Raw genomic sequence first — 21,277 nt, forward strand, 5'->3', positions numbered from 1 at the left:
GTACAGGGAAAGCGACTAACTGTTTTGATAAATACAGTACCCGTTGTACCCGCTTTTTCCTTCACCTTTTACTTTGTACAGAGCCAGGTCCGCACGTTTGATGAGCATGGATAACGACTCGCTGTGGTCAGGATACATCGAAGCACCGATGCTGGCTGTCACTTGGTGCGCCCCTTTTGCCAGCTCAAACGGGAGCTCAAGCGCTGCCATAATATGTTCGATCAACTGAATGATGTCGGCCTCGCTCTCCACCTGATTCATGAGAATCGCAAATTCATCCCCGCTCAGTCTGCCGATGAAATCATGGTCTCTTTTGCATTGCAGGAGCCGTTTGGAAAACTCCTGAAGCACTACATCCCCCATATCATGGCCCAAATGATCATTGATCCATTTAAACTGGTTCAAATCCAAAATAAGAATCGCCAGCCTAATGTTCCTTCCAGACGCAAGCTCCAAGGCACTTTCACAAAGCTGCATAAACTTTCGACGATTGTACAGTCCGGTCAAATAATCGTGGAACGCCATATATTGCAGCTTCTTCTCATATTCTTTCCTCTCACTGATATCCCGGCTGATAAGAACGATGCCTTGGATCGATGCATTCTCATCCATGATCGGAGAACAGGAAGCCTCCACCCAAATCCAATGTCCGCGTTGATGCTGTTTTCTGAGTTGTACCGTCACGGGCTTATTCCTTTGCATGACCACTTCAAGAGCATACACAAGCTTGGATAAATCCTCGGGGAACACGGAATCAAAAGCGCTTTCTCCCATGTATTCTCTGGCTTCACGACCATAAACCCCGCGATGCGACGGGGAAGCATATCTGATCTTTCCCTGCAAATCCAGTACTTTGATCGTATCCAGCGAATTCTCGACGATTTGCCTGAATGGCTCATCGCATCCAATCCTATCTACATTTTCTAACATAGGGCTCATCATCTGACTCTCCTTGCTGCCTGCTCGTATATTTTTTATCAAGTTGCTGCGGCTTTCCCGATCACTTTTTTAACAGAATGAAGCACCCGTTCAGCTTGATACGGTTTATCGACAAAGTCCATAGCGCCAGCCTGAATCGCCTCAATGACCATACCCTGCTGTCCTAACACAGAACACATCACGATCTTAGCTTTGGGGTCCCGATTTTTGATCCGTTTCAACGCTTCAATGCCGTCCATTTCAGGCATGGTTATATCCATTGTAACGAGGTCAGGTACTAAACGGTCATATTGCTCGATGGCTTGTTTCCCGTTCACAGCTTCTCCGATCACTTCATGACCGCCTTTGGTAAGAATATCTTTTAACACCGTACGCATAAAAGCCGCATCGTCTACAATTAATATCTTCGCCACGTTCTAACCGCCTTTCCCTATCGCTAAATAATCACGGTTGCTTCCTTGAGTTTTCTCATCTTACTATGTCTAGAATATGATTCAGCTTCAAAATTCCTACAATCGTATCATCGAGGAGGCCAAGCGCATATAGATTGACGCCATATCCGCCTCTTGCATGATTCGGGAAGGGTTGAATATCGGAAAAGGTTGTCACCTTATCTACCCGGTCCACGATCACACCTATGTTTTCCTCTTTATAGGGAACGATGACAATTCTCGTAAGCTTGGTATATGAGCTCTCTTCCATCCCGAGAACTCTGCTTAAGCTAATGACCGGAACAACGGCCTCTCTCAAGCTGATGACCCCTTTGACAAAGACCCCCGCATTCGGTATGCTGCTGATCTCTGGCATCTTGATAATTTCAAGGACTTCCGAAATATGAATGGCATACTTCTCCTGCCCCAAATCAAATTGAATATACTGTTCTCGACCGGAAACCAAGTAAATCACCTTCCTTCAACAGCCTCATGGGTATCCTTCAGTACTAGTTCAATTTAAAGAAAGAAACGGATTCATGCAGATCTTCGGCGATTTTGGCCAAAGATTGTGTCGTAGAAGCCGTTTGCTCCGACGCCGCAGCCGCTTCTTCGCTGGCAGCCGAAATCGACTCAATGCTGAGCAATACCTCTTTGGATTGAGCGGACTGTTCTTCACTGGCGGCAGCAATCTCATTGACCTTTTGCGCCGAAAGATTGACCATTTGAACGATATTATCAAACGCTTCCCGGATTCTGGACGTTTTCTCTACCGCTTCGGACACCGATTTTACGCTAAGTCCCGTATTGTTCTGCATCCCTTTGATAATCGCCGTAATTTGTTTGGTAGCTTCGCCGCTACGCTCGGCCAGTTTTCTAACCTCATCGGCTACAACCGCAAAACCGCGTCCCTGATCGCCCGCTCTGGCAGCTTCGATCGCTGCGTTCAACGCCAGCAAATTCGTTTGCTCTGCGATATCGTCAATCACCTCGATAATGTCTCCAATTTGATTGGAGTCCATTTCAAGCTGTGCCATTTGATCATTTACGGTAGTCATCCCTTCAATCGAGTCGGACACTACTTTTCCGCCGTCCTGAGCAATTTGCTCTGTCCGGTTGCTCAACTCCGAGGCTTCTTCCGCATCTTCCGCAACCGACTCAATAGCAAGCGAGAGTTCTTTGACCAGATGATTTATCGTTTGTGCAGAATGAGCCTGATCCGTGCTGCCGCTGGCAATTTCCTCAGTACTCGCTGAAATTTGCTGTGCGGCCGCCGCTACTTGCTGGGAGGCTGCGAAAATTTTATGCATCAGTTCCCGCAAATCGCTCGTCATTTTTTGCAGATTAAACCAGAGAGCACCAATCTCATCTTTTCTCTTGATCTTCACATCGAATTCGGACAAATCCCCTTTAGCCACTCGCTTCAGTTCCTCAGTCACTCCCATAATCGGCTTGGAAATCGTCCCGCTTATGTACAGGGAGAGAAACAAAATGAGAATCGCTGCAATCCCCATCACGATGATCGAACCCGTTTGGACCGATTTTGCGCTTTCCAGGACAGCAGTCATCGGGACACTGAAATATAGGCCGTAACCCGTTTTCGGAATCGGCGAGTAGGCCAGCAGATACTCTTTACCTTTTTGCGAGTAAGTACCTGTGCCGGACTCCTTACTTCCTTTTTGAAGCAGCTCTGTCAACGTGGTATCAAAATTTGCTTCATTCACCGATTTTCCGATAAGTGATTGATCCGGCACGGCCTGCAGCAAATGGTTCTCGTCCACGAGGACTACTTCCGTATCTGTCGATTGATTTTGGTCCGCTTGTTTATTTGTCAAAAATGCGTCCACCAGCGCTTCAAAATTCACCGAGGCATAGAGTAGACCAATGACTTTGCCATTCCCCGCTTTTACGGGAGAGGCCATAACGATAATCCGCTTCCCGGTGGTTAAGGAGGTCAGCACTTCGGAGACGGAAGCCTCCCCTTTCATCCCTTTCTGAAAATATAAGCGCTCGCCAAGATTAATTCCTGTAGAACCTTCATCCGAAGATGCCGTAACGATTCCACTTGGCTTTGCGAAGCCGATATCTTCATAAACACTGGATTGCTTCTGAATCTGTATCAAGTAAGGGGTAATACGAGCAGGGCTTGCAGATTGCAAAATTTCAGTGACGGACGCAAGCTGAATCTCGGCCATCCGACGATCCAACCACTCATTCATGCCCTGTGCCTTACTGCTGACCAAGCTTTGCATTGACTCTTTTTCATTTTCGATCAATTTTTGGGAGCTCAAACTATAACTGAAAACTGAAGAAGCGATGAGCGGAACAAGAGAAACGACTAAAAACCAAATTGTAATTTTTGTACGAATGCTCTTGAATAATTTCCCCATAACAAATACCTCCATTTATGTATGAAATAAATTAGCAAAGAAAAAATCGCAATTATATTTGCGATTATCTCGTCTCACTTATTTATTATCAATCGGGGAAATCCTTTACTCGGCTTATTAGAAGGTTTGTATTTAGGGGAATATCCCTAGGAAAATAGTCTTATCATTCTACGAAAAAGCATGATTATTGCAGGACGTTTTAACGAGAGGGCAGGTCTCGGGGTCATTCTTCAGAAATAGGGATGATTATGTCGATTTTTGTCCCCAAACCGAGCTCTGAGTCAATATTAAAAGTGCCATTCAGGAGAATTACCCGCTCCTTCATGCCGTACAAGCCGAAGCCTAATCCGTTCACGCCCAATGATTTCTCAGAAATATTGAATCCGACTCCAAAGTCCTGAATGATTATTTCCAGCGCCTGCTCGCGCTCGCGCAACACAATAATGATTTCATCGCTCTTAGAGTATTTCCCGGCATTAAGCAGTGCCTCCTGAAAAACCCGATAGACGGCGGTTTCAATCTCCGGAGGATAACGTCTGCGGTTTGTATTTTCATCAAAATGTACAGCCATGCGCCATTTGGTTTCAAAGGTGGATATGTAAGTTTTGATGGCGGGAATCAAGCCATACTTTTCCAAAGCGGTCGGTCTCAATTCATTTATAATCGTCTTCAGTTCATAAATGGCCTGAGTTGTTGATGCTTCCACGTTCATCAAATACTTCTGCATTTTCGTATCACTGAACTCCTGGTCTCTGTTCACTAACCTTAACGCCACAATGACACTATAGAGCACTTGTCCAATTCCATCATGTAAATCCCTGGAAATTCTTTTTCTCTCCTCTTCCTGCGCGTGCAGTACTTTATAGTTGGTCAGCTTGATCAATCGCGATTCGCTCTCTGAGAGCTGGCGAAGATATTGCTTGGATTTTATATTGATCGAAGGCTGTGATCCATCGTGTTCCATTCTGTTTTTAAGTTGATCTACCATCTGGTTAAAGCTGTCCGCCAATACGCTAAACTCGTCCTGCAGTCTGAAATGGATATTTTGCTTTAAATTGCCGCGACTCACTTCATTTAGAGCACTGCTGATTTTATCCAGCTTATAAATCAATCTTCGGCAGAACAGAACAATGAGCGTGAAGGCCGCAAGAAACAACCCTCCCATTACCCATAAAAAGGTAGATTTCATGGAATCAAGTCTTTGCTTGTAGATCATCCCTTCCCTGCCGCCGGCTCCGACAATCCAATCCCAAGGCGCATAGTACTCCTCATAAGCTATGGAAGTATATGCCGGCTCCCCAGGTCTCTCAAAATTTTCACGAAACACATGCCCCCACTTTGCCGGATTGGTCCATGTGTCTCTGACAATATATTTTCCTTCAATGTTCATATTCCACAAATTTCGGCCCTCATAATTAGATGGGTGCATCTCCATCGTTCCATCTGGACGAATGGCCCACACGTACATGTATTCACTGCTGGACATTTTCGATTTGGCGAGGTCTCGCGAGCCGTCAGGATTTTTGGGGCCAAGCAGGTAGACTTTCACCATTTCCTGGGCCTCTTCAAGTTTCATATCTCCGGCTTCGACTCTTTGATTCATTGCATCAAGGAAGCCGATGGTTTCCTTCAGCTTATGCTCCAGCATCTCCTCTCCAAAATTTAGCACCTGGCGTTTCGCGATCTCATAAGAAATTGAATAGATAGCCAGCATCGCAATGGTTAAGATAAGCAAAGTAATGATAAGAAACTGTGCAGTAATATTCAACTTTTTGATCGGCTTGAGTACAGAACATCTCACTCGTCCTCACTCTTTCTGGACAAAAGGCCTATGTTCTCTGCATACTTCACCAATTCGTGCCTGGTGAATAGTTGTAGTTTTGTCATAATTCTGCTCTTGTGAGCCTCTACCGTCTTTACAGAAATGCTTAGCTTCTCCGCGATTTCTTTATTATAGAAGCCTTGACAAACGTATAGTAAAACTTCATGTTCCCGTTCAGTCAGGGGGCTTGTCCGGGAAATTTGCTTAGGCGGCGTTTTAACAGTTTTAGATTGGAAATCCAGCTTTTTTTTCATTAAATGTTTCATAGCATGAGGATATAGATAAGGTAAGTGGGAATAAACGGAATGAATTGCTGCAAAAAGCTCTTTCTCACCATAGGTTTTGATCAAATACCCGGAAGCGCCAGTAGTCAGAATCTCTTCCAAATGTTCCGATTCGTCCAACATGGTCAAAATCAGCACCTCGGTATTGGGAAGCGCTTTTTTAATCTTTTTAGTCGCCTCGAGACCGTCCATTACCGGCATGCTGACATCCATAAGGACAATATCGGGCTTTAATTGAAGCGACAGATTTACCGCCTCTAATCCATTCTCCGCCGTACCGATGACCTCCATCTCAGGGTTCCCGTCAATCAATAAGGTAAGACCGCTTCGGAGAATCTCATGATCGTCTACAATCAATATACGAATCGCCATTTTTCAACTCCTGTAATGATGGTACTTTCACTTTCACCCAAGTGTCTAAAACCATAAAAAGCCCTACCGAAAACGGAGGACTGTAAAAATATTAAACCTATCCAAAATGACTTCATGCGACCTTATTCGACAAAATACCTGAAAATAAAACAATTATCACTATCATTATATTCGACTTATTACCTATTAACAACAATTCTCAATAAAATTCTGCTTCTGTAAGCACATTGTGCATAGAAATTTATTTTACACAGCTAATCCAAATTCGTCTATTAGCCTATTGAACTATTTGTATTGGAAGAATCGCTGTCTCCGCCTATTCCTGCAAAAGCGTAAACTGACTGTTATAAGCCGCTCGGTTTATTGAAAGTTTTAGCTAACAATTTCGAATCCTTATAAATTCCTTAAAAATACCTGGTATGCTATATCCGAAAAACAATGATTACCAGGAGGAAGAAGAACATGTTAGTGAAAAACCATCTTTTCGGCAAAATTGCCTCTGTTGTTATGGCGGCCACGCTGCTCGTTGGAACGGCTTCGGCGGCACCGGCACCGGCATCGGTATCCACTGCTCCCGTGACCAAAGAACAATGGGTAAAGCAGAATGCTCACGAAATCAAGTCGCTGAACTCGGACGATTTTTCCGATCTCGCTTTTCTGAAGCCCATTCTTCAAAATAAAAAGGTCGTCAGCCTCGGCGAAAACTTTCACCGGGTAGCTGAATACGGGGAAGTAAAAACCAGACTGATTAAGTACCTGCATGAGGAGCTGGGTTATGACGTCATCGCCTTTGAATCCGGTATGGGAGACGCTGCCTTTGCTTATGAGAACAGAAAGAATCTGACACCAGCCCAAATGATGGAGCAATCGATTTTCCCGATTTGGTTCTCGAAAGACAATTTGGAGCTATTCAAGTACATCAAGGAACAGAGCACAACGGATCACCCCTTGTATCTGGCAGGATATGATATGCAGTTTACCTCGGTCTACTTAACTGCGTATATTGCCAATTGGATCGGCACCGTTGACCAAAAACGCGGTCAGGATTTCTACCAGTTTGATCTGAAGGCGGTCACCGAGTTGTACGCTCAACTCAATAAATATATGCTGAATGCAGATAACAATCCGAAATATTTAGCTGCTGTCAAAAAGGTACAGAAGAAATACGAGCCTAAGTATCTAGCATTAATCACATGGGTTAACAAGCACAAACAGGAGCTGGCAAAAAAATACCCGAACAATCCGCAGTTGGTTGAATTTATTAACAAAGCACTAGCCGATCGTACCCGGTTCATCAAGGCGGCCACCTTAAATACTCGGGAGAGCTACTCCTACCGAGATCAGGCAATGATTAACAATCTGGAATGGCTGATGAAGACGGTTTATCCGGGCAAGAAAGTCATCCTGTGGGCTCATAATGACCACCTGGCGAAAAACACTTCGAAAATTGATAATGCCCAAACCGATAAAAATGGAACGACCAAGTGGATCAAGAGCTTTACCAGCATGGGCGAATTGCTTCACAAGAAGCTGCAAGACGACATCTATGTTCTCGGCCTTTACATGAACCAAGGACAAGCCACCGAAATCTCCACAGGGAAATTATTCAACATCTCCCCGATGCCGGAGGGCAGTCTGGAGCATACCTTGATGTCCAGCGGTTTTGCCAATACATTCGTTGATTTCACGACAACTAAAGACTCCCCGGGGAGCGAATGGCTGTCCAGTCAGGTGTATGCCGCTGAAGACGGGATGATCGGTGAACAGGTTTATCCCATGTCCATGCGATTCGTTCCTCGCGAGCAATTCGACGGAATTTTGCTAATAGACCGGGTTAAAGCGCCGAATACCGAATATGAAGGCGGAATGATGCAGCAGCAAAACGAGAAAAAATAGATTTTCTTGCGCTTTCTTGACCTGGATCAAGAATAAGTTTTGGCATCGATGTTAAGATATAAACCATAGAGCACGATGATTATAGATTACATCGTCAAGGCAAAATGAAATTGATCTAGGAGGCGTTATCCATGGAAAAGCAAACCTTAAACACGCTGCAGGATTTTCAACCGGACAAGTTCACGAAGCGCATCGCTTTCAAGAAAGGGGAAAGTGTCGTCTTTGTCCTGAACTTTATGCCTGGACACGAACTGCCGACACATAAGCATCCGAACACGGACGTGTTCCTGCTCGCTCTGCAGGGAAGCGGAACGATCATCGTCGATGGTAAATCCTCGCCGTTTGACCAAGGGGAAGTGCTGCACCTGGCTGGAGAAGAAGAATTTGCCTACAGCAACTCGGGAAACGAACCGGCCAGCCTGTACGTCGTATTGACCAAGGTACCCGGTCCTGAGTATGCCCAAAATATTTAACATCTGCAAAAGAGCCCGAGGCCAGAGCCTCGGGCTTTCTTTAATATCTTACTGTCTCCGCAAATCTTGCGGTTTCCATGACTTACTAAATGCATTTAGTACAGTTAAACGGCGCCATATTGGAAGTGTTGAGCATTTAACTGCAAAAAGTACAGCTAAAAGGAACAAAATAACCCTGCCAATACAAATTGATTCACATTAGATGTACATTTTGCAGCTAAAATCTAAAAATCCACATTTTGCCCAAAAATAGCTGCACTAAATACATTTAGTGGTGGATGGCCCGCAATCTGTTTCCCCTATAACCGCAAGCGATAAATCCCCTTATTCTCAAGTCCACGGATGAGAGGTGTCCATTCCTCCGTCTCCGGTGTGGTGTTCAGAGCATCCTCCACCATTTGCAGCTTGGCATCAAGCGCATCAATATGATGCAGGGCTACAGCTTCAGCCATTTGCGGCTGTACCGGGCTGCCCCATTCCCCTAAATTGTGGTGGGACAAGACTAAATGCTGCAGGCCAAGCACCTTCGGCGAATCAAGAGCAATATCCAAAGTAATCGCCGCTTCGGTTATCCAGTTGGATGCCATGGAGATATGCCCGAGCAGTTTTCCCTGCACACTGTATTCCGAGACGATGCCGAGCTGGGCGATCATTTCCTCCGGCTTGGCGATATCGTGCAAAATGATCCCCGCCTTCAGCAAATCCGAATTTAGAAACGAGCGCTGCTTGCACAGAAAATCGCCGATTTCAAGCATTCTCACCATATGGTAGGCAAGCCCGGCAAAATAAGCGTGATGGTGCGTTTTCGCTGCAGGATAAGATTCGAGCTTCTCCTCAACTTTTCCGACGCAAAAACGGACGATCGAACGAATTTCATCATCGCTGATGGCAGCGATGACCGATTGAATGGTATGAATGAGATCGTTCGGTGAAATCGGCGCGGAGCGAATGAAATCCGTCAGCTTGATGCCATCTTCCTCTTTAGCCGGTCGGATTTGCATGATTTTCACCTGCAGCTTCTCCCGGTAAGTCTGCACGAGTCCTCGTACCTTCACGACTCCCATGGGAAAGAACGTCTCTTTATCGGTCTGCGAAGCATCCCAAAATTTAGCAGGCATTTCCCCGGTAGCATCGGCCAATACGATATCTAAAAAATCCTTAGGCGGATTGGCATTCGTCTGCTTTACTTCAAGCTCCTTGAGCAGGTAGAAGCCTACGAATTCATCCTGATTCTTAAGCTGTTTAATTAAGGTCACGGTAGTTTCCTCCCCCAAATGATAGATTTATTATACTACGGGATGGGGGAACTTTGCCTACTCTCTCGCCATCGAACATAACGCCCGCGGCAGCAGCTCCAAAGACACCTGCTTGTCCACAGCCCCAAGCTCGTAAGCAACCTTAGGCATCCCGTACACGACAGACGATTTCTCATCTTGGCCAAGCGTGCGGGCGCCCTTGCGGTGCAGCGATAACAACCCTTTGGCACCATCATACCCCATGCCGGTGAGGATTACGCCCACCGCGCGGGGTCCGCATTCCTTGGCAACCGACTCGAATAACACATCAATCGAGGGGCAATGCCCGTTGATCTTGTCTCCTTCAAAGCACTCCACCTTAAATCCGTTTCCCAGCTTCCGCAGTCGCATATGCCGATCACCCGGCGCGATGAGCACCTTGCCCGGCTCGACGATGTCGCCTGAGGTGGCCTCTTTGACCACAAATCCGGTGCCATGATTTAAGCGCTCGGCAAACATCCGCGAGAACACGGGAGGAATATGCTGCACGATCACGATTCCCGGAAAAGTCGGGGGGAGCTGACTTAAAATATGCGATATGGCTTCGGTCCCTCCCGTCGAAGCTCCGATAGCTATTACACGATCTAAGCAAAACGGCTGCTGCTGAGAGATTGGGTTGCCCACGGAGGTGACAGCCGCCCTGGCTGTACTCACCTTCGTACCTGCTGCAATTTTGACCTTGTCAATCAGCTCGCGGATGAACAGCTCCACGCTTTTGGGGGAACGGGTATCCGGCTTACACGCGAAATCGACCGCTCCCGCATTCATCGCATCAAATACAGTGTCACTAATCGTGCTAACGACGATCACCGGCAGCGGATATTGGGGAAGCAGCCGCCGGATAAATTCAATTCCATTCATTTTAGGCATTTCCACATCGCAAATCATGACATCGGGACGAAGGGTTAAAATTTTATCGCGAGCGTCAAACGGATCTACCGCCTTGCCGACGACTTCGATGTGCGGATCCGAGGAAAGCCCCATTGCCAGGACCTCCCGATACATCATGGAATCGTCTACAATCAATATACGCAATTTTCTGAGGGCGCTCATAGCGTCCTCCTTTCTCCAGGTTGCTTACTCCTTCCGATATACCGCGGGCATCACATAATTGAAAGGAGTCGTTTCCCGCGGCAGTGACTCGGAATGACCGATAAACAAGTAGCCGCCCGGCTCCAATTGTTTATAAAATTTCTCGACCAAAGCCTGCTTGGTAGGGTTATCAAAATAAATCATAACATTTCGGCAGAAGATGACATGAAATTTTCTCCGGAACGGAAACGTCGGCTCCATCAGATTAAATTTGCGGAAGATGACTTCCTGCTTTATTTTATCGCTGATGATTGCCTGCCCCTGTCCTCGTAGTTGAAAATATTGATTTCGCCAGTTCATCGGGAGCACCGAAATGTCTTCCAGACTGTACATTCCCTTCTGTGCTTTATCCAAAACTTGGGCAGAAATGTCCGTGGCCAAGACCTTGGCATCCCAGAAAAGCTTGTTCGTCCCAAAAAACTCGTCAATCAGCATCGCCAGCGTATACGGTTCCTCTCCAGAAGAGCATCCCGCGCTCCAGATTCGTAAATCTTTATCCCTAACCGTAGCCTCCAAGTAGGGGAGAATGCTTTCTTTGAAAAAATGAAAGTGATCATTCTCTCGCATAAAAAAGGTATGATTCGTCGTAATCTTATCGACGAGTGTCATCACGGCTTCGCCGGTACGGTCAGAAACTACATAATCGTAATAGTCTTTAAAGCTAGTAAAGTTTTTGCTGACCAGCACATGGTGAAGCCGCCCCATCACGAGAGCTTGCTTCTCCTGCTTTAAGTGAATCCCGTAATTCAGTTGAATGTATTCCGCTAATTGTTTGAATTCCTTCTCCGTAATTTGGATCATAGCTTCATGCTTTCCAATCCTGCCACCTGCTTAACCTCAATGGCCTTCAGCAGATGCATAATGTCGAGATCCATCAATCTCATTACCTCCATCACCGTTACAAATCAACTAAGGCGTTATTACATCTATCTTAGCGCGAAGGTCCGGTAGCAGGAAGTGAGCGTATTCATAGCATGCATCACAAAAAAAGACTGCCCCGATCCTATTCGAACCGCAGGGCAGCTTTAAATCCCAACATTATTTAACCGAACCCATCATGCCGGCTACAAAATGCTTCTGCATGAAGAAGAAGACGAGCGCCGTAGGCAAAGTAGAAATGACGATAGCGGCCATAATCATGCCATAATCCGGAGAGTAACTTGAACCCAGATTGGAGATTAACAGCGGGATCGTTCGTTTTTCCGGCGACTGCAGCACGACAAGCGGCCATAAATAGTTGTTCCAGCTTGACATGAACGTAATGATAGCGGCCGCGGCGTAGGTCGTCTTCATGGTCGGCACGAAGATGCGGAAGAATAACCCCAGCTCCGACAAACCGTCCATCCTCCCCGCCTCTAGCATCTCCCTCGGGAACATTTTCGAGCTCTGCCGGAAGAAAAAAATGAGAAACGCCGTCGTTACCGTTGGTAAAATAACGGAGGTCACCGTGTCGATCCCGATCAACGGAAGACGCCCGGAAAATTTAGCGAATATTTGATACAAAGGCACCATAATCGCGGCAAATGGAATCATCATGGACAAGAGGAGCACATTAAAAATGATATCCTTTGCTTTGCTGCGATAGATTTCAAAACCGTACCCCGCAATTGAAGCGATGAGAAGCGCAATAATCGTGGTAAGAATTGAGATTCTTGCCGAATTCCATAACGATTGGCCGATATTGATCGATTCTGCCAGGTTGCGCATATTGTCCAGCAAATGCCCCCCCGGCAGCAGCTTCCCTTTTGAAACATCAGCGGAGCGGTTTGTGGCACTTACGACGATCCACATAAACGGAAAGATGGAAATCACGGCGGCTATGCTAAGCAAGAAATAAGCCGATACTCGCTTGATTTTCCCCATTATTTGTCACCTGCCGCTTTAAACTGGATGATGGACAACAGCACAATCAGGACGACGATCGAATAGGACACCGTCGCGGCGTATCCAAAATCCGGCGTATATTTGAACGACAAATTGTAAATGTACTGTGAGATCGACAATGTAGCGTTGCCCGGTCCACCCTTGGTGATGTTCATCACCTCATCAAACAGCTGCAGTGTACCGATCGTGGACGTAATCGATGTAAATAGAATGATCGGTTTTAGCAGCGGCACGGTAATCGACCAAAATTGCCTTGTGGAAGATGCGCCATCCATCCGCGCCGCTTCGTAAATGGATTGATCAATGTTTTGCAGAGCCGACAGGTAAAAGATCATATTGTACCCGGTCCATCGCCACGTAATGGCGATAATGATCGTGATTTTGGCCCAAAACGGATCCGTAATCCAATGAATAGGCTCAGCGACCAAATGAAGCTTCAGCAGCATCAGGTTTACAAGACCGTCCACGCCAAACAAATATTTAAAGATGACTGAATAAGCTACTAATGAAGTTACGCAGGGCAAGAAGATCGCCGTTCGGAAAAAGCCCTTAAACCGGAGTTTGCTGTCATTCAGCAGAACTGAGATAAACAAGGCCAGCAAAATCATGATCGGGACCTGAATCAGAAGATACAGGCAAGTATTTGTAAGAGCGGTAATAAATACTTTATCGCTGAACAGCCGCTTGTAATTGTCCAGTCCCGTATAATGCGTGGCTTCTCCGGTCCCCGTCTTAAACGAGAGAAGGAGCGCTTGAATCATCGGATAAAAATAGAACACGCAAATCATTAGTACGGCGAGGCTGATAAACATCCAACCGGTCAGCCGGGTCTGCACCCTTTGTCGAGCAATCGTTCCGTTTCTCATACGCTATTTGAGCTGAGCTTCGGCCTGGGACTGTGCGTCCGCCATAATTTTATCCAAATCCCCGCCGTTTAAATAGTTTTGCATTTCCGCAATGAGGATATCGTCAACCGCGTAAGTATGCATGCCGTAATTAACTCGCGGAATTTGCTGCGTCCATTTGGCGAAATCCTCAATGGTTTTCTGACCTCCGAAAAACTCATCTCCTTGCTTGTAGGCCTCCCCACTCGCCGCTTCCTTCAGCGTAGCAATAACCCCGATGTCCTTAACCAGCTTTTGGTATAGTTCTACGTTCGACCCCATCGTTTTCGCCAGAAAATCAGCCGCCGCTTCCTTGCCAGGGACATTAAGCACATACCAGGAGCTACCGCCCAGATTTGAGGCATTCACGGAGTTCGGCGTATTTTTTAATTTTGGGATCGGTACGATCGTCCACTTGCCGGATTGAGAAGCCTCCACCTTTACCGAAGCCGTAATCCAGTTTCCGGTTGGAATCGAGGCCACATTCCCGCCGTTGAAGCCCGCCAGGAATTGGCTCCAATCGGATATGATGTTGACGATATCGGCCTCCATCATTTTTTTGTACGTGACAAAAGCCTCCTTGAGAGCCGCATTATCTTTTACGTTCGGCGTAACGCCATCCTCCTTCAAATACCATGAGCCCGCCGATTGAATCATAATCCGGATAATGCCTTGGTCGTTCGGATCCAGAGAGAGCATGTATTTCCCGGTTTTGGCTTTGACCGCTTTACCGACTTCAATGAATTTATCCCAATCGGCATTTGTTAAATCCTCCGGGGTGTAGCCGGCCTCCTTTAAATAGTCGGTACGGACATAAAGCCCGGTTACGCCGGAATCGAAGGGAACGCCGTACTGTTTTCCATTTAAACTGGTTGGTGCGATTTTATATTCCGCAAAATTTTCGGGCTTGATAAGGCTCGACATGTCATAAAACGCATCTGGATACGCTTTCAAAAAACTTTGTGCCCGATAATCTTCTATTAATACGATATTGGGTAAGCCGCTGGTCGTTCCCGAATTAAGTCCTGTATTCAGCTTTTGTATGATGTCTGCTTGTGCGTACTCTACCAGATCGATCTTTGCATCCGGCTTGTCAGCGGCATAGGCCTCTTTAGCCAGTTTCATAGCCGCAATGTTGAAGTTCGGATCCCAAGCCCAGACGGTAATTTTGCTGTCCTTCCCCTTGCTTTCATTCGCCGGCTGGTCGTTCGATTGGCTTGAGCATGCCGTCAGCAGCAGGAAAGCCGTTAACAAAATGATGAGTGCTTTTTTCATGTCGAAATCCCCCTTAACCGTATTTGTATAAATACTTCTGTTTACGGTTTGATCTTATCACTGGCAAAAAACATAACGTTAGAAATATATCGATGGGGATTGGTCAAAAATTTGTGAGTTCACTGCAGGCCAAACAAGCTTACTTGTAAAATATTTGGATTTGGCATTTTTTTTAGTTTTCGGTTTGCCATGGCAGCCTGATCCTTACCTTAGTTCCTTCACCTGGCCTGCTCTCTACATCCAGCCCGTAATTGCTGCCATATAGCAGATGAATTCGATCATGCACGTTGCGAATCCCGATCCCGGTAAACAATTTGGAACTGGAGATCAGTTCCTCTCCCGGCTCTAAATTCATGCCCTTTCCGTTGTCCACCACCTCGCAAAAGAGCGTCTCCCCTGACTTTTCAATCATGACGTAGATCAGGCCGGTGCTGCGGTCCTTAAAAGCGTGGAAGAATGCATTTTCGATAAACGGCTGCAGAATCAATTTAGGCAGCTTGGCTTTATAGCAATCCGGAGCAATAAAATATTCGACTCTAATCCCTGATCCATATCGGATATGGTTGATGTATACGTAGTGCTTCAGATTGACAAGCTCCTCCTCGACCGTGATCGTTTCGGCTACGCCGCTGATCGTATGCTGAATGAGGGAGATCAAGGCATGAATCGTTTCAGTCGCCTTCTCTTTATCTCCCCGTCCAACCAAAATATTGACCGAAGCCAGCGTGTTGTAGAGAAAATGGGGGTTAATCTGACGCTGAAGGGCAGCAAGCTCCGCGTTGCGCTGTTCACGCTGCGTATCGACCAACTGCCGAATATATTCGTTCAGCTCATCGAGCATATAGTTGAACGCAGTGGCTAGCTGCTTCGTTTCATAGCTTCCTGCTACGGTAATATAGTTATGGAAGTTGCGCTTGGTCACGCTGGACATCTTTCTGACCAGCATCCGAAGAGATAGCGTCAGTCTTCTGGAAATAAGAAAAAGAATGAATAGAGATACGGATACAATCCCAGTGCCAATCAGCAAAATCTGTTTTACCGGAAGCATTTGGTCTAAAGCCATTTTTTTATCAATCAAATTGACGACATAGAAATCGAAGTTTGGAAGACGGTCCGCGATCATGATCACATTCCGGTCTTGTGCGCGAATGCTGCTGTAGCTCTGTTTTTGTTCCAGCATTTTTTCCGCGCTTCGTAAAATATCCTTCGAGCTTTGGCCGATCATGTCGACCCGGTTGCTGGATAAAACCAATCCACTCGGATCCAAAATCAGCACATCATTGCCTGTACTCGTAAAATTTGCATAAAATTGCTTAAAGTCGCTTTCTCGGATCGTAAGATACAATGTGCCGTATATTTCTTTCGTAGTAGGCGTCATAAGCGCCTTTGAGCCAACGATGAGCCAATCGCCCGCTTGCTTGCGATTTCCCTTGTCCTCCCTCAGCAAATGATAGGATAATCTGGCGGGTTCGTTCCAGGTTGAACGCTCCAGCGCTTTGCTCGACAGTGCCTTTGCAGTTCCGGTCCAGTACGAACGATCATTGTAATAGCTTCTTCCGTTTACGCCGAACACGGCGATGCCTACCTCGTTCAAATCTAACCCACTCTGAATTCGCTTCATTTGCTCGTTCATATCATAATAGGCTTTGGCGTTCGCTATCGAACCCCCGTCTCCATTCGTCAAAAAGCCTTTGATCGCCCTGCTCTGCATCACCTCGCCGGAAACGGTCACCATTGCATAGTTAAACCCTTCAAAGTTTCGTTTGATTTGCTGAATGATCTTGGAGTTTGTGATGCTGAAAGTGTTCATGAACAGCCGCTGGGACATGTGAACCGTAACCCATGAGGTCATGGCTGCAACAGCAATCGTGCTAATCACCATAACGATGAATATTTTGCCGAAAAGGCCAAGCTGCGATATCCTTTCCCATCTGCTGCTCATAAATAACCTTCCTGCATCCGTTTCCGATATTGACTTGGCGACATTCCCCTCTGCTTGCGGAACACTTTTGTAAAATAACTATGGTCCGAGTAACCCACCTGAGTACTGATTTCGGAAATAGGAACGTCTCCGTGATTTAGCAAATCACAGGCTCTCTCGATCCGAACCCGGTTCAAATATTCACTGAACCCCTCCTTGTTATGGGTGGCAAAATAGTTTGACAAATACGAGGGATTAAAATGAAAATGAAGGGCTAGCTCGCTCAAGCTAAGCGGCTCTGCATAATGCTCGTGAATGTAATGGAGCAGTTTCTGCATGGGCTCAGCACCGGAAGAACGCTTCCTCTCCAGCACACATCCCTCCGCCTCAGCAAGGAACTGCTCGGTGATTTGGGCTGCTTCGTGTATATTTCGAGATTCATGGATGCTGCGGAAGTAGTCGTATTTTTTCGCATCCAATCGCTCTGCAGGGAAATTAAACCGATGAAAAACCAAAATGATGTTAAATACGCTTTGTCCTAAAAAAGATTTGAAGTCGTCGCTGTGAATATCCCTTCTACCCGGTAAAGCAGCCACAAATTGTTTAAGCCGGCGAAACGCGGCAAGAAATTGCTGATCGTTCAATTCTTCCGCAAAAGCTTCTGCCGAAAATAGTCTGGCAATCGGTATAGGCTCGGCGATTTGATCCGGAGTGAAAACATGCAAATGAGGGAGGAAAAAATGCTGCTCCAGCAGCATCGGCATTTCTTCGGTTGCTATTTGATACAAGCGGCTTAAATCTTCAAATTCTCGGCTTAGCGCAGCAAGAATAGGTTCGTTTTCTCTGGCGTATTCCTCAGCTAGCCGCTCTGCAAGCTCTTTCAGCGCAGTCCATTGTGAAGGCTCGAAATTTAATAGAAATCGAAGCTGGCCGCCGTCCGGAGATAGCGCTTGGCACCGGATATTACCGGGGAAATATAAGGTTACGGAGTTCAACATGGATTCGATACGCGGTTGCGTTACTTCTAATGCATATTTTTTCTGCGGCTCCAAGGACTGTAAGACCAATAATACGTATAAGGGATGCGGTAAAGCGCTTTGTAAAACGAACATGTCATCTTCAGCCGGATAACCGGCGATGAGTTTATCTAGGATTGTAGTAATGAGCCACCGCCCACTGTAAGCCCTTTCATTTTTGTGCAGAGATTGAGTACGACCCGCGATTTGCTTTAACACATTTAGCAGCTGCTCGGCTTCCATTTTAGGCTTAAGGATGTAATCTGCTGCCCCGTTTTGAAAACTCGACCTTACATACTCAAATTCGCTAAAGCTGCTAAGGACAACGATTTCGATGTCCGGATACCTACTTTTCACTAAGCCCGCCAGCTCTTCCCCATCCATTACGGGCATTACGATATCCAAAAGGAGGATGTGCGGCTTCAAGATAGGTATCAGATCCAGTGCCTCCTGACCGTTTGAAGCCTCCCCGATCATCGTAAATCCTTCTTTCTCCCAGTTGAACAAATGCTTTATGCCTTGACGAACCAGCATTTCATCATCTACGATAAGTACCTTGCAGTAGTTTTCCATATGTTTGCTCACCTTCTTTTCCCAAACGATGTAAATTGTACCTATCATCCACTTTATTACAACTTTCGGATTTCTAAAAGTACCTTCACACCCTGTTTGCACTCCCCCACGATTAATTTGCTTCAAGCAAAACAAAAAACGCGAGCTCGGGGGGAACCCCCTGAACTCGCGTCCTTTACTTCAAATTATCCTTTGAAAATCTTCCGCAGAACAGAATATTTATCTGCCTGCTGCTTCAAGTGCAGTTTTAATTGCATCCACCACTTTGGCAGATACGGCTTTTACACCATCCGTAGTGCCAAAGGCTGCTGGACGGTAACCGTATTTGTGCAATGCACCAGTCGCCGGAGTTTCAATTTCCGCTTTAACGGTTTTTTCATCGGCGGTAAGTTGGTCGGCGGTCTTAGCTTTTCCATCCTTGTCGAGGAAAATGACTTCCATCTTGAATGGCACGTTATTTTGTACAGTTACCATCACATAAACGGATTTGTCTTTGTCAACGCCGGCAAACACGCCGTTCAAATAAGCAGCTTTGTATGGCTCTACGATTTCTGCCTTTTTGAAGGCTCTGTCGATGGCATTTTTAAAGCCTTGGCTGCTGCCGGTTGCTCCGGTTACAACGTCAACTTTAGCTGTGTTCGCTTCCGTTCCCGCTTTCAGGAAATTTTGAGTCAATGTCGGGATCGCTTTTACGACTTCAGCATATGCTTTATCACCGAGATCAACCATGTTAATGCCAACACGGGATAGCTTCAAACCTACGATTACGCCGTTGCGCAGCGTCACATCCGCCCGATTTGTTCCTTTATTAGAGGCGTCGCCATATGCAGTAAACGTACCGTCTTTATAGTTGTTTTGCTTTATGGAAGCATTGTTCAGCAAATCGGTAAATGCCTCTTTCGCTGCCTGGCTCAGTTCCTCTTGACCGGCAACCAATGCCATTTTACTTCCGCTCTTAACCAGTCCTTCATTCAGACTGGCGATCAATGCTTTTTGGCTGTCTGTCAACTTATCATTAGCGATCAGCTTACCATCTGCACCAAATAAGCTTACAGAAGCTTTGACAACTTTATCCGCCTTCAGATCAACGAGCACGAGCACCTTGGATTGGCCGTCTACACCGGCAAAGGTACCTTCAAAATACTGCGCTTTGCCAGGGGTTTTGAGCGCTTTTTCAAATGCTCTTTCTACGGCTACATTCCAGCTATGGCTGCTTTCGGTAGCTCCGGAAATCGCATCGACTTTGTCGTTATAGTTTGCGATATAAGAACCGTTAGCGAGCAATTTAGCCACCATTGGAGCATTCGCCTTAACTACTTCGGAGTAAGCTGTTTCACCGCGGTCAATCAAATTGGTTCCCAATCTGTACAGCTTAACGTCAACCAGCTTATCGTTTCTGATGTAGACATCGGCTCTTTCTACCCCTTTATCTCTGGCATTGCCATAAGCGGAATAGAATCCGTCGATATACTTTACCCCGTTGTCGATTTTAGCATTTTTCTCAGCATCCAAGTAAGCGTTAACGGCTGCTTTAAATTCTTCTTCGTGGCCTGCAATTGCTACCGCATTTGCACCCTTGGCAAGAATTTCGCTACCGATGGAGGATACCAATTTGTATTGGTCTTCGGTCAGCGCCGAATCTTCGATGACGTCGCCATTTTCGTTCAGCGGGGAAACTTTAACTCCCAAACGTTTCGTAGCATCGAAGCTGACAGTTACCATATATTTACCCTGTGGATCTACACCCATGTGCAGGCCGGCAAAATAAGTTTCACCTTGCGGTTTCGTCTTCAGGGCTCTATCAAAAGCTCTGTCGACCGCCAGTTTCCAGCCGCTGCTGGAACGAGTGGCTCCCGATACGACATCGACACTAGCAGCTTGCTCACGGGTTTTACCGAGCAGGTTCTTCTTCATCGTTTCATAGGCTGTCCAAACCCCGCTGTAGTTGTAACGAGCATCACGATCAATTACTTTAGGGCTAGTTCTGAGCAGCTCAATCGCTGTAATTTTGCCCGCTTTGATCGTCACTTTAGCCCCTTCGGTACCTTTGGAATATGCATTGCCGTAAGCAACGTATACACCGTCCAGATAAGGACTTTCTTCTTTAACTACCGGCTTCGCGGCAGGGCTAGTCGTTTTTGTTGCGGCCGGAGTCTTAGCCGTAGTTTTGGCCGGTGTAGCAGCCTTTTTAGTTGTTGTTGCTTTTGTAGTCGTTTTCGCAGGAGTTTTCGTTGATGCCTTGGTTGTTGTTTTCGTAGTTGATTTTGCTGGTGTCTTGGTTGTCTTCTTGGTTGTTGTTTTTGCCGGCGTTTTAGTTGTCGTTTTTGCCGGTGTTGTTGTCTTTGTCGGTTCAGAAGATTCTGACGCTGCAGATACGACATCAATTTTAGAAATTTTTAAAGTAGATGGGTTTACCGTAAATGCAAAGGATGATAAAACCAGTGTGGCGCTTACCGTCAAACTAATTAGTTTTTTCACTTATAATCCTCTCCCTTGTTAATTCGCCAAGTATGTAGCTGCGCATAACCTGTTCCTCGTGATGTGTATACTCTTGATCCTGGTTCTGCTCACATGATCCATTTCGAAACCGTCCGGCCTCTTCTTGGCTAACACGCGTCTTGCGTAACCGGCATGCCTAAATAGTGAATCATTTTACATGTCACAAAGGAAAAGTAGTCGTAACCTTTAGCAGTTTCGGTCCCCTAAAGCAAGCGCTGCGCTTCGAGCAAG

General features: G+C 46.2%; 17 protein-coding genes. 2 read left to right on the forward strand and 15 right to left on the reverse strand.

From position 1 onward, the window contains the following. Positions 1-15 precede the first annotated feature (15 nt). The 6 genes from ACFQ3W_RS11765 to ACFQ3W_RS11790 form a co-directional block, all read right to left on the reverse strand. Positions 16-930: a sensor domain-containing protein gene (locus tag ACFQ3W_RS11765; RefSeq protein WP_379319425.1), complete on the reverse strand. Its 915-nt coding sequence runs from the start codon at positions 928-930 to the stop codon at positions 16-18. Between the two features lie 47 nt (positions 931-977). Continuing rightward, positions 978-1,352 (reverse strand): response regulator, encoded by a 375-nt coding sequence (locus ACFQ3W_RS11770; protein ID WP_379319426.1) that lies wholly within the window; start codon positions 1,350-1,352, stop codon positions 978-980. A gap of 55 nt (positions 1,353-1,407) precedes the next feature. Continuing rightward, positions 1,408-1,836 carry a chemotaxis protein CheW gene (locus ACFQ3W_RS11775; RefSeq protein ID WP_379319427.1) on the reverse strand — a complete coding sequence of 143 codons (429 nt, stop codon included), beginning with the start codon at positions 1,834-1,836 and terminating at the stop codon, positions 1,408-1,410. Positions 1,837-1,879: 43 nt separating this feature from the next. Further along, entirely contained in the window at positions 1,880-3,760 is a 1,881-nt protein-coding gene (locus ACFQ3W_RS11780) for a methyl-accepting chemotaxis protein (protein ID WP_379319428.1), read from the reverse strand. Between the two features lie 223 nt (positions 3,761-3,983). Continuing rightward, positions 3,984-5,561, reverse strand: a complete 1,578-nt coding sequence (locus ACFQ3W_RS11785) for a cache domain-containing protein (protein WP_379319429.1) — start codon at positions 5,559-5,561, stop codon at positions 3,984-3,986. Further along, complete coding sequence (locus tag ACFQ3W_RS11790; protein WP_379319430.1) at positions 5,558-6,238, reverse strand: response regulator transcription factor; 681 nt, start codon at positions 6,236-6,238, stop codon at positions 5,558-5,560. The genes ACFQ3W_RS11785 and ACFQ3W_RS11790 overlap by 4 nt, the downstream gene beginning before the upstream one ends. 462 nt (positions 6,239-6,700) lie before the next feature. Here ACFQ3W_RS11790 and ACFQ3W_RS11795 point away from each other — a divergent pair, with 462 nt between their 5' ends. Together ACFQ3W_RS11795 and ACFQ3W_RS11800 are read left to right on the forward strand one after the other, a co-directional pair. Then, positions 6,701-8,134, forward strand: coding sequence for an erythromycin esterase family protein (locus ACFQ3W_RS11795; protein WP_379319431.1), 1,434 nt, complete (start codon positions 6,701-6,703; stop codon positions 8,132-8,134). Between the two features lie 131 nt (positions 8,135-8,265). Next, complete coding sequence (locus ACFQ3W_RS11800; protein ID WP_379319432.1) at positions 8,266-8,607, forward strand: cupin domain-containing protein; 342 nt, start codon at positions 8,266-8,268, stop codon at positions 8,605-8,607. 299 nt (positions 8,608-8,906) lie between these two features. Here ACFQ3W_RS11800 and ACFQ3W_RS11805 read toward each other — a convergent pair whose 3' ends face one another. The 9 genes from ACFQ3W_RS11805 to ACFQ3W_RS11845 form a co-directional block, all read right to left on the reverse strand. Further along, positions 8,907-9,863, reverse strand: a complete 957-nt coding sequence (locus ACFQ3W_RS11805) for a 3'-5' exoribonuclease YhaM family protein (protein WP_379319433.1) — start codon at positions 9,861-9,863, stop codon at positions 8,907-8,909. 57 nt (positions 9,864-9,920) lie between these two features. Then, the gene (locus ACFQ3W_RS11810; RefSeq protein ID WP_379319434.1) at positions 9,921-10,955 is read right to left on the reverse strand and encodes a protein-glutamate methylesterase/protein-glutamine glutaminase; all 1,035 of its coding nucleotides are present in this window, start codon (positions 10,953-10,955) and stop codon (positions 9,921-9,923) included. Positions 10,956-10,979: 24 nt separating this feature from the next. Continuing rightward, positions 10,980-11,795 (reverse strand): CheR family methyltransferase, encoded by an 816-nt coding sequence (locus ACFQ3W_RS11815; protein ID WP_379319435.1) that lies wholly within the window; start codon positions 11,793-11,795, stop codon positions 10,980-10,982. A 237-nt stretch (positions 11,796-12,032) separates the two neighbouring features. Next, the gene (locus ACFQ3W_RS11820) at positions 12,033-12,857 is read right to left on the reverse strand and encodes a carbohydrate ABC transporter permease (RefSeq protein WP_379319436.1); all 825 of its coding nucleotides are present in this window, start codon (positions 12,855-12,857) and stop codon (positions 12,033-12,035) included. Continuing rightward, positions 12,857-13,744 carry a carbohydrate ABC transporter permease gene (locus ACFQ3W_RS11825; protein WP_379319437.1) on the reverse strand — a complete coding sequence of 296 codons (888 nt, stop codon included), beginning with the start codon at positions 13,742-13,744 and terminating at the stop codon, positions 12,857-12,859. Before ACFQ3W_RS11825 ends, ACFQ3W_RS11820 begins: the two co-directional genes overlap by 1 nt. A gap of 3 nt (positions 13,745-13,747) precedes the next feature. Beyond that, entirely contained in the window at positions 13,748-15,037 is a 1,290-nt protein-coding gene (locus ACFQ3W_RS11830) for an ABC transporter substrate-binding protein (RefSeq protein WP_379319438.1), read from the reverse strand. Positions 15,038-15,209: 172 nt separating this feature from the next. After that, positions 15,210-16,979 carry a cache domain-containing sensor histidine kinase gene (locus ACFQ3W_RS11835; RefSeq protein WP_379319439.1) on the reverse strand — a complete coding sequence of 590 codons (1,770 nt, stop codon included), beginning with the start codon at positions 16,977-16,979 and terminating at the stop codon, positions 15,210-15,212. Beyond that, entirely contained in the window at positions 16,976-18,547 is a 1,572-nt protein-coding gene (locus tag ACFQ3W_RS11840; RefSeq protein WP_379319440.1) for a response regulator, read from the reverse strand. Before ACFQ3W_RS11840 ends, ACFQ3W_RS11835 begins: the two co-directional genes overlap by 4 nt. Before the next feature lie 219 nt (positions 18,548-18,766). Then, the gene (locus tag ACFQ3W_RS11845) at positions 18,767-21,025 is read right to left on the reverse strand and encodes an FMN-binding protein (RefSeq protein WP_379319441.1); all 2,259 of its coding nucleotides are present in this window, start codon (positions 21,023-21,025) and stop codon (positions 18,767-18,769) included. Positions 21,026-21,277 lie beyond the last annotated feature (252 nt).

This window comes from Paenibacillus puldeungensis (assembly GCF_042678945.1).
GTDB lineage: Bacteria > Bacillota > Bacilli > Paenibacillales > Paenibacillaceae > Fontibacillus > Fontibacillus puldeungensis.